The sequence below is a fragment of the Rhizobium sp. NFR03 genome, from assembly GCF_900111275.1.
In the GTDB taxonomy this organism is placed as follows: domain Bacteria; phylum Pseudomonadota; class Alphaproteobacteria; order Rhizobiales; family Rhizobiaceae; genus Ferranicluibacter.
This window is the reverse complement of sequence record NZ_FOGR01000008.1, coordinates 137,037-152,708: the sequence shown is the minus strand read 5'-3', so window position 1 is coordinate 152,708 and position 15,672 is coordinate 137,037. Positions and strand designations below refer to the sequence as shown.

The 15,672-nt window shown below is 60.2% G+C and carries 12 protein-coding genes and 1 pseudogene; 4 read left to right on the top strand and 9 right to left on the bottom strand.

Going from position 1 to position 15,672, the window contains the following annotated elements:
* Positions 1-48 precede the first annotated feature (48 nt).
* The 5 genes and pseudogenes from BSG19_RS20840 to BSG19_RS20820 form a co-directional block, all read right to left on the bottom strand.
* The gene (locus BSG19_RS20840) at positions 49-1,284 is read right to left on the bottom strand and encodes a CapA family protein (protein WP_092989941.1); all 1,236 of its coding nucleotides are present in this window, start codon (positions 1,282-1,284) and stop codon (positions 49-51) included.
* 82 nt (positions 1,285-1,366) lie between these two features.
* Positions 1,367-3,043 carry a dipeptide ABC transporter ATP-binding protein gene (locus BSG19_RS20835; RefSeq protein WP_092989940.1) on the bottom strand — a complete coding sequence of 559 codons (1,677 nt, stop codon included), beginning with the start codon at positions 3,041-3,043 and terminating at the stop codon, positions 1,367-1,369.
* The gene (locus BSG19_RS20830; RefSeq protein WP_092989939.1) at positions 3,040-3,915 is read right to left on the bottom strand and encodes an ABC transporter permease; all 876 of its coding nucleotides are present in this window, start codon (positions 3,913-3,915) and stop codon (positions 3,040-3,042) included. Before BSG19_RS20830 ends, BSG19_RS20835 begins: the two co-directional genes overlap by 4 nt.
* A 9-nt stretch (positions 3,916-3,924) precedes the next feature.
* Complete coding sequence (locus BSG19_RS20825; protein ID WP_092989938.1) at positions 3,925-4,896, bottom strand: ABC transporter permease; 972 nt, start codon at positions 4,894-4,896, stop codon at positions 3,925-3,927.
* Between the two features lie 11 nt (positions 4,897-4,907).
* Positions 4,908-6,500, bottom strand: a pseudogene (locus BSG19_RS20820) (ABC transporter substrate-binding protein).
* Positions 6,501-6,797: 297 nt separating this feature from the next.
* On the opposite strand from BSG19_RS20820, the gene BSG19_RS20815 reads away from it, so the two are divergent.
* Positions 6,798-7,067: a helix-turn-helix domain-containing protein gene (locus BSG19_RS20815; RefSeq protein WP_244529355.1), complete on the top strand. Its 270-nt coding sequence runs from the start codon at positions 6,798-6,800 to the stop codon at positions 7,065-7,067.
* Positions 7,068-7,132: 65 nt separating this feature from the next.
* Here the strand turns inward: BSG19_RS20815 and BSG19_RS20810 are convergent, their stop codons facing one another.
* The 3 genes from BSG19_RS20810 to BSG19_RS20800 all read right to left on the bottom strand — a co-directional run bounded on the left by BSG19_RS20810 (position 7,133) and on the right by BSG19_RS20800 (position 10,525).
* A complete protein-coding gene (locus tag BSG19_RS20810) occupies positions 7,133-8,542 on the bottom strand; it encodes a hypothetical protein (RefSeq protein WP_092989937.1) in 1,410 nt (469 codons plus the stop codon).
* Positions 8,543-9,601, bottom strand: coding sequence for a class I SAM-dependent methyltransferase (locus BSG19_RS20805; RefSeq protein WP_092989936.1), 1,059 nt, complete (start codon positions 9,599-9,601; stop codon positions 8,543-8,545).
* A 204-nt stretch (positions 9,602-9,805) separates the two neighbouring features.
* Positions 9,806-10,525 carry a helix-turn-helix transcriptional regulator gene (locus BSG19_RS20800; RefSeq protein ID WP_244529354.1) on the bottom strand — a complete coding sequence of 240 codons (720 nt, stop codon included), beginning with the start codon at positions 10,523-10,525 and terminating at the stop codon, positions 9,806-9,808.
* A 127-nt stretch (positions 10,526-10,652) separates the two neighbouring features.
* Between BSG19_RS20800 and BSG19_RS20795 the strand changes: the two genes are divergently transcribed.
* The gene (locus tag BSG19_RS20795; RefSeq protein ID WP_170866056.1) at positions 10,653-11,837 is read left to right on the top strand and encodes an MFS transporter; all 1,185 of its coding nucleotides are present in this window, start codon (positions 10,653-10,655) and stop codon (positions 11,835-11,837) included.
* 588 nt (positions 11,838-12,425) lie between these two features.
* On the opposite strand, the gene BSG19_RS20790 is transcribed toward BSG19_RS20795, so the two are convergent.
* Positions 12,426-13,151, bottom strand: coding sequence for an SOS response-associated peptidase (locus BSG19_RS20790; RefSeq protein ID WP_092989933.1), 726 nt, complete (start codon positions 13,149-13,151; stop codon positions 12,426-12,428).
* Between the two features lie 331 nt (positions 13,152-13,482).
* Here BSG19_RS20790 and BSG19_RS20785 point away from each other — a divergent pair, with 331 nt between their 5' ends.
* Both BSG19_RS20785 and BSG19_RS20780 read left to right on the top strand, forming a co-directional pair.
* A complete protein-coding gene (locus tag BSG19_RS20785; RefSeq protein ID WP_092989932.1) occupies positions 13,483-14,235 on the top strand; it encodes an ImuA family protein in 753 nt (250 codons plus the stop codon).
* On the top strand, positions 14,156-15,667 hold the full coding sequence (locus BSG19_RS20780; RefSeq protein ID WP_092989931.1) for a Y-family DNA polymerase: 1,512 nt from the start codon (positions 14,156-14,158) through the stop codon (positions 15,665-15,667). Before BSG19_RS20785 ends, BSG19_RS20780 begins: the two co-directional genes overlap by 80 nt.
* Positions 15,668-15,672: the final 5 nt, after the last annotated feature.

Below are 15,672 nucleotides of genomic sequence, written 5' to 3'. Positions count from 1 at the left end.
GTACCATCGTTGTGGTGCGACAAGTACTGCAACTAACGTCCGTCGGCGTCACAAGACGATCCGAGCGGTACCATCTTTTATTGTTACGTGAGAACCAAACGACAGAGATTGGTCCTGAAACCGCTTCAAGATCCTCTCGGCGTCAGAGCCGTGAGCGAGATGCGGCATAAGACGTTCTTCCAACATGGTGCGTTGCCCGCTGGAGGTTGCGCCGATGACGACAGGATGGAAATCTATAGCGGTAAGCTCTCCGGCTTCATTGAAGGCGCATAACCCGATGATGCTCTCCCAGATCTCCGGTGCGGTCCACTGCGATGTCTCAGATTTCACATGAAAGATGAAGTTGCCAAGGCTGTAGAAGATCGGTCGGTTTCGATAGATCTCCACCGGCTGGAGAACCGGGGCGCCATGGCTGACGAACATCGCTGCGCCGGCATCGATGCAGGCTTTTGCGACATCCCCGACCCAGCTCGACACCTGATACCAGTCAGAGGCCCAATGGTGATGATGAAGGTAGGCGATGACGAGGCCACCGTCCTCGGTTGCGCTGCGGATCTCCGACAAATGTCTGGTTAGACTGGCCTGATCGATCTTGACACGTCTTCCGAAATGCTCGGCGCGTCTGAAGATTGCGCGGGCGATGCAAATTTCGTGCTCAGGATCGACAGGCGGTCGGTCGTCCGGCTGGCTGTCATTGCCGAGGTCCATGTCGGTGTAGCCGATGCGGTCGCGGATCAGGCGAAGGTAGTCGAATGCCTCTGCATCGACGTCAACGACCTTCGTCAGGTGTAGCCGGTTCACGCCCGGACGCTCCGGTCGATCCTTCGCTGCGTCCCCGGCGTACATGAAATCTGGTCCCGGCCCCGCATCCATGGCCACAAGTGCAACTTTCCGGCCGTTAAATGACCCCTTGCCTGCCCGAGCGGCCATGGTCTGGTTGCGCCCGATGCCGGCATGCAGGAACCCGCGCCTCTCCACTTCCTCCAGCGTCGAAAGGATCCCCGAGGGCCCAAGGTCGAAAGCGTGATTGTTCGACAGCGAAAGACCGTGAAAACCCAGGTCCTTCAAACTGTCGAGAACGACAGGCTGACTGCTGCCGAAGAAGGACCCCTTCAGCGGCCATCCCCCATGCTGACCATCGATCGTGCTCTCGAAGTTCGTGAAGGCGAAATCGGCCTTTCCAAGCAAGTCCCGTACACTCTGGAATGCCAGTTCGTCGGTGTTGCGAATGTCGTGCTTGATCAAGGACTGCCCGGTCACGGCGATCGTGAATGTCTTAGTCATGGGAATGCTCCTGCGCTCCGAAAGGTGCTCAGCTGACTGAGGAAAACGAGGGGATAGAAGGCTCTGTTGAGATACACCGCCGTCAGATGGTGAAACGCTCCGGGCGAGCGTCGATCAGGCAACGCGTGTAGGCATTCGTCGAACGGCCGAATATGAACTCCGGTGAACCGCCATCGACGACGCTGCCGTTCTGGAAAATGTAGATCGAACTGCAGAGGGCCTGCACGAGCGCAAGATCGTGCGATATGAACAACATGGAGATGCCATCCTGCGAGACGGCTTGCCCGAGGAGTTCCACGATCTCGGCCTGCACGGAGACATCAAGGGCTGATGTCGGTTCGTCAGCAATGATGATGCGCGGTTTGGCGAGAAGAGCGCGTGCAATGCAGACACGCTGTTTCTGTCCTCCCGACAGTTGGTGCGGGTATCGGGTCAAAAACGTCAACGGCAATCCCAGGCGATCCATGATGACGTTGATGGCCAATCTTTCGTCCATCGACGGCGCACTGCCAAACCTGACGCTCTCCGCCAAGGTGTCACCGATCGGCAGGCGGGGGTTGAGGGACATTGCAGGGTCCTGAAAGATCATCTGAACTCGCCCCAGCATGCCGCCAGGCTGTCTCCTGCGTGTCACGTCAACGTGCGCTCCGTCGATAACAATCTCGCCCTCGCATGCTATCTCAAGACCCGCAATGATCCGCCCAAGCGTGCTCTTGCCACTCCCGCTTTCGCCAACGACGCCGGTGATGGCGCCGGGCTCGAGTTCAAGCGAGATATCCTGCAAAGCAAGCTTGCGCGGTTTGCGGCTCCAGCCGAAGCTCGTCCTGCCGAAGGCTTTGGTTACGCCCGACACAACGAGGATCGCCGCGCGTTTCGCCGGTTCCTCATCATCATCCCCCGAAGCATTGTTCGCGCCAGCGAACGCTGGATCAGCGCGCTTCCCGCTCGATATGCGAAGTCTTGGAACGGCGGCGAGAAGGTCACGCGTATAGGGTTCCACCGGATGATCGAGGAGCGTCGCTGTCGAGCCTTGCTCCACGACGTTTCCGTCCCGCATGACGACCACCGTATCCGCAATCTCCGAAATCACACCCATGTCGTGGGTTACCAGAATGATCGAGACGCCGGTTTCCGCGACGAGTTCACGCAAGAGCTGCAGGATCTGCTTCTGGATTGTCGCGTCCAGAGCTGAGGTGGGTTCGTCCGCGACGATGATGTCGGGCGTTCCCGAAAGGGCGATCGCGATGACGACACGCTGCCGTTGGCCGCCGGATAACTGGTGGGGATAACTGTGATACCGTTCCCTCGGGCTTTCGATCCCGACACGGGTCAACAGTTCGATCGATCGACCGCGCGTCTGTTTGCCGGAAAGATCGGGGCAGGCGGCCCGGATCGCTTCCGTCAGCTGAGCACCGATGCTCATCAAGGGATCGAGCGACATCGTGTGGTCCTGAAAGATGGCAGCGATCCTGCGGCATCGAAGTGCGTCTCGCTCCTGCTCGTCCATCGCCTCCAGAGCACGACCCTTAAACAGGATCGATCCGGACGTTTGAACGAACTCCGGCGCGAGCAGCCCGATGATCGCGTTTCCGACTGTCGATTTGCCTGCGCCGGACTCGCCGATAAGCCCGAGGATCTCACCGTGGCGAAGGCTCAGATCGACGTTGCGCAAGACAGGCCTCGTCTGAGACCTTGACCGGTAGCTGATCGTCAGCTTCTTAAGCTCCAGTAGCGGTTTCTGCGTGATATCCTTGGTCATAGGGATCTGCTCCTTGGATCCAGTTTGGAACGCGTGTCTTCTCCGACGAAATTGATCGCGGCGATTAGGCCCAGAAGAGCGAGACCTGGGAACAGGCTGATCCAGTATTGGCCAGTCATAAGATATTGGAATCCGGCAGCCACTGTGGAGCCGAGGGACGGCTTGTCGATGGGAACGCCCAGCCCGAGAAAAGACAGGGTTGCCTCGAGCGCGATCGCGTGCCCGAGCTCGATGGGAATGAGAGTGAGTGCTGGAGCGATGCTGTTGGGCATAACGTGCCGAAGGAGAATGCGCCTCTTTGGGAGACGGAGAAGCCGGACCGCGTCCAGATAGGACTTTCCGATCTCGCTCAGCGCGACGGCTCGGGTGACTCTGGCATATGTCGCCCATTGAACGATGATGATCGCCAATATGATGCGATCGATCCCTGGCCCAAGGGTGACGATGGCGATCAGCGCGACAAGGATCGTCGGAAGGCTGAGCTGGAGGTCCACGATGCGCATGACGAGGGCATCGACCCAGCCGCCGAAATAGGCTGCAACGACGCCTGCCGTGACGCCGACCAAGGCTGCAATAGCTGTACTGACGATGGACACCAGCAAGCTGATGCGCAGGCCGTAGAGGATCGTGCTGACGATGTCTCGCCCAAGTCCGTCGGTTCCCAGCCAATAGATATAGCCATCGCCCCCGATCGTCCCTGGAGCCGCTGAGGCCTCCCATCCGCGGATCTGGAGGAGATCGTAGGGATTTTGAGGCGCGATAATCGGTGCCGCCAAGGCAACGAGGATGTAGGTGCCGAGCAACGCCTTGGAAATAGGGATGCTGCCCGTTGGCATGCGCCTTCGGAGCGTCTCGATGAAATCTGTCGACATGAAAGATCCTTACGTGGAGAGGCGCACGCGCGGGTCGAGCACGGCATAGAGAAGATCCACAACAGCGTTTAGCGCGATGAAGGCGATGGAGATGAAGGTGAGCGTGGCCATCACGACCGGGCGATCAAGAAGCTGGATGGAGTCGATGAGCAGCTTTCCGATGCCCGGCCATGCGAAGATCGTTTCCACAACGACCGCAAAGGCCAGCATGCCGCCGAACTGCATCCCGATAATCGTCACCAGGGGAATGCTGATGTTCGGCAATGTGTGGCGGAACAGAATACGTCTGCTCGAGAGGCCCTTGGCTCGACAGAACCTGATGAAGTCCTGCCGTTCGACCTCGATGGTTCCGGCTCGCGCAAGTCTTGCGATGAGCGCGACGTTGGGAAGAGCAAGGGCGAGCGCCGGTAGGAACACGTGCCGTAGGCCGTCGAGGGTCAGGACGCTCCAATCCTGTCCGGCAAACGAAAGCGTGGCACCGCGACCGCCCGATGGAAACCATCCCGTCAGCAGCGCGCCGGCCAGGATGAGCATCATGCTCAACCAGAAGGACGGAATGCTCAAGGCCAGAACACTGCCGCGCAGGATGGCGCGATCGGCTGCCCCGCCCTGATGTCGTCCAGCCCACAGGCCGAGCAGGACGCCTCCGGGAGCTGCCAGCGCCATAGCGATGACCGCAAGTTCCAGCGTTGCCGGCAGCTTGCTTATCAGCAGCTTGAAGGCCGGCTGATGGTAGACGTAGGAGGTGCCGAAATCGCCGGTGACGACGTTTCCCATAAAAAGCACGTACTGTCGCCATAGGGGCTGATCCAGCCCAAGGGCGATCGTCGCGTTTCGGATGTCCTCGACGGTCGCTGTTTCGATGTTGACGACATTGAAGACGGGGTTGCCGACGCTGTGGATTCCGACAAACCCGATCAATGACATGACGAGGAGAAGCAGAAGGGCTTGGGAGACCCTTCGGGTGACAATGCTCAACATCAGCCGATCCCTTACTCTGCAGAAGGCAGGGCCTGCATGGCAGTGGTCCATCCGCGCGGATGGACAGCGTAGGACGACACCCTTTGCCCGTGGCCGACGATCAGATGGAAATGGTAGAGAGGGATGATGGGATCGTCGGCCATGACGAACTCGGTGGCTTCTGCAAGAGCCGCCTCGCGAGCAGGCCCATCCTCAAGGGCGGTGGCTTTCGCGAGCATCGCATCGAACGCCGGATTTTGATATTGTCCGTAGTTGATCGAGCCCGTCCCAAGGTCTGGATCCGGAGACGCGAGCACGGCCTTTAGGCAGAACGTGACAGCTTCACCCGAGCAGCCTCCGTACCAGACCGGATAGGCGCCGTTGGATCGCTGTGTGGCGAAAACCGAGAAGGGCGCGACGACGGGTTGAGTGGCAACGCCGATCCTGGCCCAATTCTGCGCAACCGCTTGCAGGGACTCGCTGTCGCCGGGATACCGCCCGGTCGGGCCGGCGAGCACGACGTGAAAGCCATCTGGAAAACCTGCTTCCGAGAGGAGTGCTTTCGCGGCTTCGTAATTGGGCCGCTCGACAGCGAGCTTTTCGGATGTGCCCGACAAGCCCGCCGGAAAGAGCTGCGAAGCCGCCGTTCCAAATCCGAGCAAGATCTTGTCTGTGATAAAGGGCCGGTCGGTGGCCATCCGCAGGGCCTCGCGGACCCGCTTGTCCTTGAATGGATTCTTGATCGGGTTCCCAGCATTGTCGGTGACCCCCGGAAGCTGCTCGCGTCCGACGTCGAATTGCAGGAAGTTGGATCTGGCAGCGCTGGTGCTGTCGATCGTCAGGCCACGGCCTTTTAGACCGGCGACATCACGCGCCGGGATATAGTCTGCAATATCGAGGTCGCCCGTGCTCAATGCGGCAACGCGCGCGGCGGGGCTTTCGATCACCCGGAAGGAGACATCCGACCAGGCAGGTATTCCACCCCAGTATTGCGCGTTTCGCGTCAGCTTGAGCCCTTCGCCCGACTGCTAGCTCTGAAATTTGTAAGGCCCTGTGCCGACGGGCTGCGATCCGGAGTTCAGATTCTCGGTCGTTGCAAAGCCGTCCTTCTGTTCATGCATGATGAAAATGGACGTCAGAGACAGCGGCAGAGTTGGGGCGTCGTCGGTCGTCTCGATGACGACGGTGAGGGGATCCGGGGCCGTGACCGATTTGATGTTCTGGGTATAGTTCTGAAAGCCGCCGCTTGGAGGCTTCAGAAACGACTGGATACGATTGATCGAATAGATGACGTCCTGAGCTGTAAACGCCGCGCCGTCATGGAACCGAACGCCCTCCCGCAGCTTGAACGCCCAGCTGTTCTCTGAGATGCGCGTCCAGGAAACGGCCAGGCCAGGCTGCGGGTTCAATGACGCGTCCTGATTGACGAGACGCTCATAGATGTGAGCAAGCAACGAGTTGTTCTCGTTCAGGTCTGCATAGTGCGGGTCGAGCGTCATGAGTTTGAGCTGGGTGCCGATCCGCAGCTCGACCGCCGCAGCGGTTGTGCAAAATAATCCGGCCGACAGTGCGACTGCAATGCAGCTCGCGACGAGCCGTCTGCGAGGTTGATCGAGGACTGACATGATTTTCGTTCCCTTCGTTTTCTTGTTTTGCCATGCGGATTTATGACGAGCTCGATCACGAGGTCGTCGCACTGGTCGGTATGGCGGCCGCACAGATTGTCAGGCCGACGTGTCGCGGAAAACTGAGGGAGGGTTTCTTAGGGTGAATGCAGACAAAGTTCTGCTATTCTCAGAATCAGCCATGATCCGAGCTCCCAACAGCTTGATTGCGGTTAGGCTGTCCCCAATGCTCCAACATCGGGGATAGCCGCCCAAACAGTAATTTGAGCAAGCCACGACATATCAAACATTATCGAGATGATCAATTTGAAATCACATGATTTGAAAGAAATCACCGGCGCACAAATCAGAGCCGCTCGAGCTCTGGTGCGTTGGAGCGCGAAGGAACTTGCTCAAGCCGCGGAAATAGGAGTTGCAACCGTAAGCCGTGCGGAAGTGGACGAAGGCCGAGCCACTGTTACCACAGCGAATTTGAAGGCTATCCGATTAGCCTTGGAAGGCGCCGGTATAGAGTTCATTGCAGAAAACGGAGGTGGGGTCGGCGTCCGCTTTAAGGATCCGATGTGAAATGCCCCACAGCATGCCCAAAGTTTTCCGCGTAATGACGCACGCGCCTTGCGTCAGCTATCGGATTAGACCCAGCGCCATTCATCCTGATTGTGGATGCGTTCGCCGGACGCCAAGCGCCTCGATATCTCGGCCCAGATGGGGTCCCGGGTGAAAGCTGACAACTCGCCGCTGGTCTCGACAAGCGTTTTTTCGGCATAGCGTGCCAAAAGTGTCGTAGTGCTTTCAGCCGCCTCGATCTCTCGGTACGAGTCGCTCCCATCGGGTGCGATCACACGATGCCCCCACATGCCAGGTAAGGTGTCTCGCCTCATGTCATCGAGGAGGTCGTTCGCACCCGACAGCCGGAAGCCGACGGCGGCGAGGTGACGCATCAGAGGTAGATAAACGATCTGGCGGCATCCACCCAGCACCCGCACGCCCGGCAGGATCGACATCACCAGGAAGGCAGTCAGGAGGCTTGGAAGAATCTCGCGCTTTCGCAGCGCGCTTGCGAGATGAGACGGCGCGAACGTCAGCTGGAAGTCCGGGTCGCCGCCACTTCTGAGGACGCCCGCCTCAAGACGCAAGGGGATGATCCTGTCGCGTTCCAATCGCCAGAACAGATCGGTCGTCCGGCGGACCCATCCTGCCCACGGACCGCTGTTCAAGCGGTCGATTTCTCTCAGCACCGCCGCCGCAACGTCTGTATTCCCGGCAAATCCGGTCGCCAGCCATGAGTGTTCATCTTCGAAATGATCAGCCAGAAGGTCGGCGATGTCGAAGTCATCGAGTTGGAGCAGTTTTGCCTGACCCGAAAACCGGCCGTTCCAGAGGTGCTGATTGGCGACCTTGATGGCTTCGGCCGCCGACGAATAGGAGGCGGACGGCAGTTCACCCAACAGTCGAACTGCGGAAGCGTTCGGGGCGATGTTGCCTGCAGAATCTTTAAGAGCGAAGCGGTATGGCCCGTTGAGGCATCCGATACTGGATCTGTCGATCCGGCTGCGGGGAAGCCCGAAGAGATTGAGGGGTGTGCCGTCGAGGCGCAGCCATCCGGCACCCTTTTTGGCGCTCTCACTGAAACTCGTCGTCGAGACGCAATAGGTGATGTGCCAGTCTCGCTCGTGCGCCTGAAGACCCATTAGGCTGAACAAATGGGTGTAGAAGGCATCCGGTTCGAACAGCAGCAGGCAGTGTGGGCCTGTTTGCAGCACAGGCTTTTTCGTTAACTCCGCTGCAGCGGCCCTGGCCTCACAGGTATCATATCCGGACCGAAGCGCTGCAGCCTCCACCCGCCTTTGGAGGAGGGTCATCGCATGCGCGCGGATCGGATTGTTCGCAGCGAAGGGCGCAGTTCTGTAGGCGAAAGCGGCATAGTCTTTAATCGGGCGTGACCAGAAGCGCGCGGTGGACGGCATGAGGTTTGTCAAGCAACGCCGCACCTCATCTGCACTGGCGGCGGCGCGGGCGTCCTCTGCCGCTGTCGAGGTCATCTACGCTGCCGTCCTGTGAGATGCATGGCCGACGTCTCCACGCCAGTGAAGCACGGCTCCAATCGGATCGGAGCTCGTGTCGACGAGCACGAGAGGAAGTTCGGCATAGCAATAGGCCGGAGGCAGCGCAGGTCTTTTCAGGAGAGAGGTGAACGCGAGGATGGATGAGCGGGAATTCGACGAGACGATGGTATAGAAATTCCCGCTGTTCCATGTGGCGACCGAATAGCGGAAGAAGGACCTCAGCGCGTTCGTGGTTGCCTCAAGATCCACCTGAAAATCGACCATCGTGTCGAGGATCTCGCTTTTCTTTCCCGAGATATTCGCACGCGAGAAATAGCGCGGCTTGAAGAGGTCGTCTTTCTGTCGCTCGCGGGCGTCATAGAGATCACGGTCCGGGTGAGACAGCTTCTGGACCTGGATTAGCAGGCCCCCGTCGCGGATCCTCGGCATGATGAAGTCGAGTTGCTGCACCCTGTCAGAGCCGTACATCTGGAATGTCGTGTCCTCCAGAAGAATGTCGAAGCCTTCGCTAAAGGGCTCGAGGGCATCGTCGCTGGCATAGCGCGCGTCGTCAAGTTCGAAAAACGGTCCCAGGAAGAAGTGCGCATGCTCGCTGCCACGCCGCCTGTTGAATGCCGTCTGGTTGGCGGCCGTCGGGCTGCAGCAGAGCGTCTTGATACGCCCGCCGCCGAGGACGCCAAGCGTTCGGGCGAGGCACCCCGTTCCCGCGCCTAATGTGTAGAGCGTTGCGGGGGACGATTTCGACATCCAACGGTTCAGCGCGAAAGAGAGCGTCGCAGCGCCCAGTCTGCATTCCTCTTCCAGTCTGAAGGGAATGCTGGCGAAGTAGTGGCTGTCGAAGGCGCCCCACAAGGCCTTCTGGGTGTCGAAGAAAACAGCACACTCGACATCGAAATCCAGCATGCTCAGATCTGGCCGCGGAACTGCGACATCTGGCATGCCGTCGAGCCCGCCGGCGGTTCGGTCGAAGAACGCCGAAAAGGACGTCAGTCGTGGAGCCTGTCGCCAACCATCGATCGTGCTCGCGTTAGCCATCATCGCCTCCTTCAGAAGGGTTGGAAAGCTCGGCCGGCTGCAGACTTGGCTTCATACCATCGTTTCCGCCGTTGTTCGAACCTGTTGGACGGAGTTTCGCCTTGAAGCTGGACCGCGGCAATCTGACGGATTCTTCAGGTTGCACATCTGCCTCAAAGACCTTTTGATCGAGGCAGCCGGGTTCGTGATGGGGAGGGAGGTCCGCTAGATGTTGATCAGATCAAGGATCGTGGCTCGGGCAACCGCGTGATGGCTGGTGAGCGCGCCAAGCTTGTGCCGCGCCGTCCTCAAATACAAGCGGACGGAACTTTCCGAAATCTCCAAGCTGGCCGCGATCTGTTTGTGGATCTGTCCGGCTGCGAGCAGTTCAAGACACTGCTTTTCTCGCCGTGATAAAGCCTTGCTCCGGACCACCGGACGCAGGCCTGTAACGCCAAGGATCGTCTCGTGAAGGTAGTAGGATAGAACATGGAGGTCGTTAATGATCAGGGCCCTGAGGTCTGCCCAGTCCGGCTGCGTGAGATGGGAAGAAACGGAGAAAAATGCCCGTTCCCCGTAGGGGCCGCGAATAGGAAAGGTGAGGCCATTCGGACCGATACCGTGCGACAGGGCCTCTTCGAAAAAAAGAGACACTTTGCGGTCGGTTCGATCCACGGATTCCCAGTCGACCGGCAGAAGGCCGGCAAGACTGACCGCGATCAGTGGGTCGAGTTCGAAGAAATTACGAGCGACATAGGTGTCTACCCAAGCTTTGGGATAGGTTGTGAAGTAGAAGGGGTCGTGCTTCGACGACGATTTGGATCTCAACGCGAGAAACGTCGCGTGGGAGACGTCGTAACGCGCGCAGGTTACGCGCAGTAAGCTTTCGATTTCACCACGATGTTTTGTGTCTCTGATGTCCTCAAGCGATAGGTGAAGGCGCAATCTTACTCCGATCGAGACGAGGTCTTATGTCTCGTGACCATAGTCCAATTGGGCATGCACTGACAGCTTCGCATACCTGTCATATCCGACAATCCCGATGGTGGTTTGCCGATACAAGGTGAGAGAAATGGCAGAACCCGAAGCCAGCAAGGACCGTATTCCCCCGGGTGTGCTTCTCCTGACGGTGGGGACTGGTTTCGTAACCCTTACGCGCGCCATGACGCTTTCCTTCCTTGCCTTGAAACTTCAGCAGGCCTTTGGGTTGACGCCGATGATGATCGGATTCTTGCTCGGATTTGGTTCGCTTACGGGCGCGATCGCCGGACCTTTTGCTGGAGCGCTCTCGGATCGAACCGGTCGGAAGGTGATGTTGTCGCTCGTGCTGGGCACACTTTCCATCTCAACACTGGTTTTGGGACTGGCGGAAAGCGTTCTTCTGTTCAGCGTCGCGCAATGTGTCGCGGCGACGGCGATGTCCCTCTACGGCCCGCTCTCGCGGGCGTTGATGAGCGATCTCTGCCCCGAGCGGACACGGCTGAAATACTTCTCCTGGCGGTACACGGCATCGAATGCCGGTTGGGTTGTCGGTCCTCTCATCGGCATCGGTGCCGGCTTGGCGTCAACACCCCTCTTTATCGTCGGGGCATGCGTTTACGGGGCGATGGCGCTCCTTCTGTATCGCTCATATCGGCCAGCCACGGTCGATCCGGACGAGCCAAAAGCATTAAGGCCAAGTGTCATCGCGAGTATCCGGGAGGCGTTCGGCAACAGCGCTTTGGTCTATTTTACCTTAGGCAGCACGTTGTTCGTTGCCGTGTATGGCCAGTGGTCGGCAACGCTAGCTCCCTATCTCGTTGAAAACATGAAGGATGGTGCAACCATCTACGCATACCTGTTGTCCATCAATGGTCTCGTCGTGCTCACGGCAAGCGCTTTCACCCGACACATGATCGAGCGGGTCGGACCATTACGGGCACTGGTCCTGGGATCCGGCTTACTCGTCGTAAGTCAGCTTTGTTTTTCCGTATCGGATGGATTGGCGGGTTTTGCCGCCTCTATGGTGGTCTTCACCCTTGGCGAGATTCTCGTGGTGCCCGCCGAGTACATGCTCGTCGACAGCATATCATGCGCCAAGAACCGCGGACGCTCCTTCGGGACGCATTCCCTCTCGGCCGTCGGTGGCTTTATCGGGCCGACCTTCGGTGGCGCGGCCCTGGAACTGCTGGGAGGTTCAGCAATGTTTCTCCTCTTTGCAGCCTTCATAATTTTGGGGACATTTTTCTTATTTGCCGGCGTGGGAAAGCAGCGCTAATCACCCTTGAGTGTCGAAGTTCTGACAGCAGTGATACTCATCCATTCCGGCCTCCTGACAAGAGGCGGTCGCTTTGTCGTCCCGATGTCAAATCCGTCGAAGGAACAAGAAGCGGACCCGCTCGCCGGGGGCTGTCGGTCCCGGTTTCCGACGGTGTCGGCGCTATGCTAAACCTCCTGCGGCAACCCTTTATCCGGTCTCACGGGAGGCGAACGGCTTTCGCGCAAAGCGCTGCAGCTGGTATGCCCTCTTCTCGGCTGATCCTAAGACATGGGCGGTTGTGCTTGCTTCCCGCAACGATCAGTCCGATACCTGCCATCGTTGCCGAGACAATGCCACCGCGGTGTCGACTCGGCCTTCGCGCTGGCCGGGGTTGCGAGGACGATCTCCATCGTCGTGCCCGCATTTTGAGGAGAATGCTTCGCGCGTGCCCCGATCAATCGAGCGGCTCCGCTGACGCCAGCATCGGCCCGCAGACGTTCGACCTCATCCTTTTCATGTCTCGACATGACGATGAGATAGGCATCTGATCCGGCCAAGCCAACGCAACGAGTCTACACCTTCGATGGTGCCAGTTCACGCTGGTGTCTATACGTCGGCGGCATCGAGGAGAACAAGCCGATCATCCGGTAGCGAACGCTGCAGCGATTTTGCTTCCTGCCAGGGTAACGTCAGCCACGCCTCGACCTCATCTTGTGTCATCAGGATCACCGGCATCGCCTTGGGATGGATCGGCCCGACGACCGCATTCGGCGGGCAGGTAAGGAAGGCATAATAGTCCGCGGTGATCAGCCCTTCCTTGACCTTGCGCACGCTCGTCCAGTCCTTGACCCAGATCCCGGCGAAGAACATCAGCGGTTCGCTCACATCGCCAGCAAACCAGGCATTCGGCGTGCGTCCGCCTTCGACTTTCCCAGCGGGGTTCGGCTCGGCAAAGCGGGTCAGCGGCACAACGCAGCGGTTCTCGATGCCCAGCCAGCGCGTCCAGTGGCGACTTGCGGTATTGCGCACATTGGTCGTGCCACCGTCCGGCTCCTGTTTGAGGAGCGCGTCGAAGTCCACGTCCTTGCCCTTGGCCCGCAGCTTGTCCGCCCGCTTGGTCGCGGCCTCGTACAGCGCCTGGCTTGAGCTCGGCATGCCCCATCGCACCGACGCGAGCTCGCGCGCCCCGTCGGCTGCATTGCGCACGATCGGCGCCATCCGATCGGGGTAGACATCCAGCGACGGCTCCATGTTGCCGATGATGTCACGGGCAGCATTGGCAAAGGCGCGGATCGCTTCCTGGTTCGTCGTGATGTTGTAGAGGTTGCACATCTGTTGCTTCCCATGGGAACGGCTGGTCGAGAGGCCGGGTCGGACGATCCTAGCATGCGGACGCGATTTTGCGAGCAACCACCCCTGTGGAAGGTTGCGGCGACGCTCCTCCACAGGCCGACGCATTTCCTGTTGATGATCCGGAAGGTGGTCCGCGACTTACCATTCTGAATCAAAAGCGGATTCCTCACAGAACGTCCGCCTCCGACTATTTTCCTATCGGACGCGGACTTGACTCCTATCGCGAAAAGAACAAGTCATGAACATCAACTTCGTAAGCGGCATGATGCCGCGCTTGTAACCCGCAAATCTTGAGAGGAGTGCGTGATCGATGACGGCTGCCCGCGCACAGGTTCTCACCGAGCTTCGCGACCGGATCGCAACGCTGGAGCGCAGCGTTCCGCGTCAGGCCGGCTGGCTGCCCTTCGGCGTGGTGGCCATCGATGCCGTGCTGCCGGGCGGCGGTCTTGCCCGTGGCGCGCTGCACGAGATCGCCGGCGGCGGATCGGGCACGGTCGACGGCGCGGCGGCAGCCCTGTTTGCTGCGGGGATTGCCGCGCGCACGAAAGGCAAGGTCGTCTGGTGCCTCACGCGGCCGGACCTGTTCTTCCCGGCACTCGCCCAGGTCGGCCTCGATGCCAATCGTGTCGTGTTCGTCGAGGTCGATCGCGAGGAGGACGTACTGGCCTCCATGGAAGAAGGCCTGTCGCATGGCGGTCTCGGCGCCGTGGTCGGCGAGCTCGTGCGCCTGCCGATGACCGCCTCGCGCCGGCTCCAGCTTGCCGCCGAGAAGTCCGGCACGCTCGGCCTGGTGGTGCGGCGATGGCGACGTCAGACAGAGGCCAACGACTTCGGTCAACCGACGGCATCCACCACGCGGTGGCGGGTCAGCGTGCTGCCGTCGGTGGCGCTGCCGGTTCCCGGTGTCGGCCGACCGCAGTGGTTCCTGGAGCTGATGCGGGTCAAGTCGGGAGAATGCGCGGAATTTACTGTCGGAGCCTGTGATGCCCAGGGTCGTATCCATCTATCTGCCGACGCTGCCGACCGATCGCATCCGTCGCGACGATCCGGATATTCCGCCTGAGCAGCCGGTGGTGGTGATCGCGCGAAGCGGTGCCAGGCGCTGGGTGTCGTCAGCGGACACGGCAGCCGTTACGGCCGGCGTGCGCGTCGGCATGGCTGCCGCCAAGGCGCAGGCCTTGTTCTGCGGGCTGATGATGGTGGATGCCGATCCGGTTGCCGACGCGAAGGCTCTTCAGCGTCTGTCGCTCTGGGCGCTGAAGATCTACTCGCCCGTCGTTGCCGTGGATGGCGCGGATGGCATCGTCCTCGACACGGAAGGCGCCGATCATCTGCAGGGCGGCGAGGCGATGATGATCTCCGGCATCGCCAACCGCTTCCGCCCCAAGGGCCTCACCGCACGCGTCGCCATCGCCGACACATGGGGGGCAGCCCACGCCTGTGCCCGCACCATCTCGCGTGAGACGGTGATCGTGCCTGCGGGCCAGACGGTAAAGGCCGTCGAGCGTCTGCCGATCTCGCGGCTGCGACTGCCCGAGAAGACCGTGTCCGATCTTCGCACGCTCGGCTTCCGCACGCTCGGCGAACTCTCCGCCACGCCGCGGGCGCCGCTGGCGCTGCGCTTCGGCCCGGAGATCGGCCGCCGGCTCGACCAGATGTTCGGCCGGGTGTCGGAGCCGATCGATCCTGTCCGCACACCTGACCTCATCGTCGTCTCGCGATCCTTTGCCGAACCCATCGGGGCTGCCGAGACCATCGATAAATATGTCGGGCGTCTGGTCGTGGAGCTCGTGGAGAAGCTGCAGGAGAGGGGCCTCGGCATCCGGCGTGCCGATCTCCTTGTCGAGAAGGTGGACGGCACGAGGCAGGCAATCCGGGCCGGTACGGCAAAGCCCGCGCGCGACATCGCCTGGCTGACAAAGCTCTTCCGCGACCGCACCGAGAAGATCGAGCCGGGCTTCGGTATCGAGAAGCTGTCGTTGGCCGCCGTCATGGCGGAGCCGCTGGAGGAGACGCAGAGCGTATCAACGCTCGTCGATGACACCGATCGCGACATCACGCCTTTGATCGACATCTTCGGCAATCGCGGTCACAGGGTCTATCGCTACGCCGCTGTTGCAAGCGACGTTCCGGAACGCAGCGTGCGCCGGATAGCGGCCACTGCCGCCGATGTGCTGGAGACCTGGACCCTGCACTGGCCGCGCCCGACGCGTCTTCTGGCCCACCCCGACCCGATCGACGTCATCGCGCTCCTGCCCGACCAGCCACCGGTCTCTTTTACCTGGCGGGGCAAGCGGAGACGCGTCAAGCGGGCGGACGGGCCGGAGCGTGTGTTTGGCGAATGGTGGAAGCGCGACAGCGAGAGTGCGGCTGTGCGCGACTACTTCACGCTGGAGGACGAGGCAGGCGAGCGCTTCTGGGTGTTCCGCAGTGGCGACGGGGAAAACCTTGAGACCGGCTCGCACCGCTGGTTCCTGCACGGGATCTTCGCATGAGATGC

What these genes read in the sequence shown, in the direction of transcription:
- BSG19_RS20805 (WP_092989936.1), bottom strand. Translation starts at nt 9,601, where the DNA reads ATGGCTAACGCGAGCACGATCGATGGTTGGCGACAGGCTCCACGACTG.
- BSG19_RS20840 (WP_092989941.1), bottom strand. Translation starts at nt 1,284, where the DNA reads ATGACTAAGACATTCACGATCGCCGTGACCGGGCAGTCCTTGATCAAG.
- BSG19_RS20815 (WP_244529355.1), top strand. Translation starts at nt 6,798, where the DNA reads ATGATCAATTTGAAATCACATGATTTGAAAGAAATCACCGGCGCACAA.
- BSG19_RS20795 (WP_170866056.1), top strand. Translation starts at nt 10,653, where the DNA reads ATGGCAGAACCCGAAGCCAGCAAGGACCGTATTCCCCCGGGTGTGCTT.
- BSG19_RS20780 (WP_092989931.1), top strand. Translation starts at nt 14,156, where the DNA reads ATGCCCAGGGTCGTATCCATCTATCTGCCGACGCTGCCGACCGATCGC.
- BSG19_RS20790 (WP_092989933.1), bottom strand. Translation starts at nt 13,151, where the DNA reads ATGTGCAACCTCTACAACATCACGACGAACCAGGAAGCGATCCGCGCC.
- BSG19_RS20835 (WP_092989940.1), bottom strand. Translation starts at nt 3,043, where the DNA reads ATGACCAAGGATATCACGCAGAAACCGCTACTGGAGCTTAAGAAGCTG.
- BSG19_RS20830 (WP_092989939.1), bottom strand. Translation starts at nt 3,915, where the DNA reads ATGTCGACAGATTTCATCGAGACGCTCCGAAGGCGCATGCCAACGGGC.
- BSG19_RS20825 (WP_092989938.1), bottom strand. Translation starts at nt 4,896, where the DNA reads ATGTTGAGCATTGTCACCCGAAGGGTCTCCCAAGCCCTTCTGCTTCTC.
- BSG19_RS20785 (WP_092989932.1), top strand. Translation starts at nt 13,483, where the DNA reads ATGACGGCTGCCCGCGCACAGGTTCTCACCGAGCTTCGCGACCGGATC.
- BSG19_RS20810 (WP_092989937.1), bottom strand. Translation starts at nt 8,542, where the DNA reads ATGACCTCGACAGCGGCAGAGGACGCCCGCGCCGCCGCCAGTGCAGAT.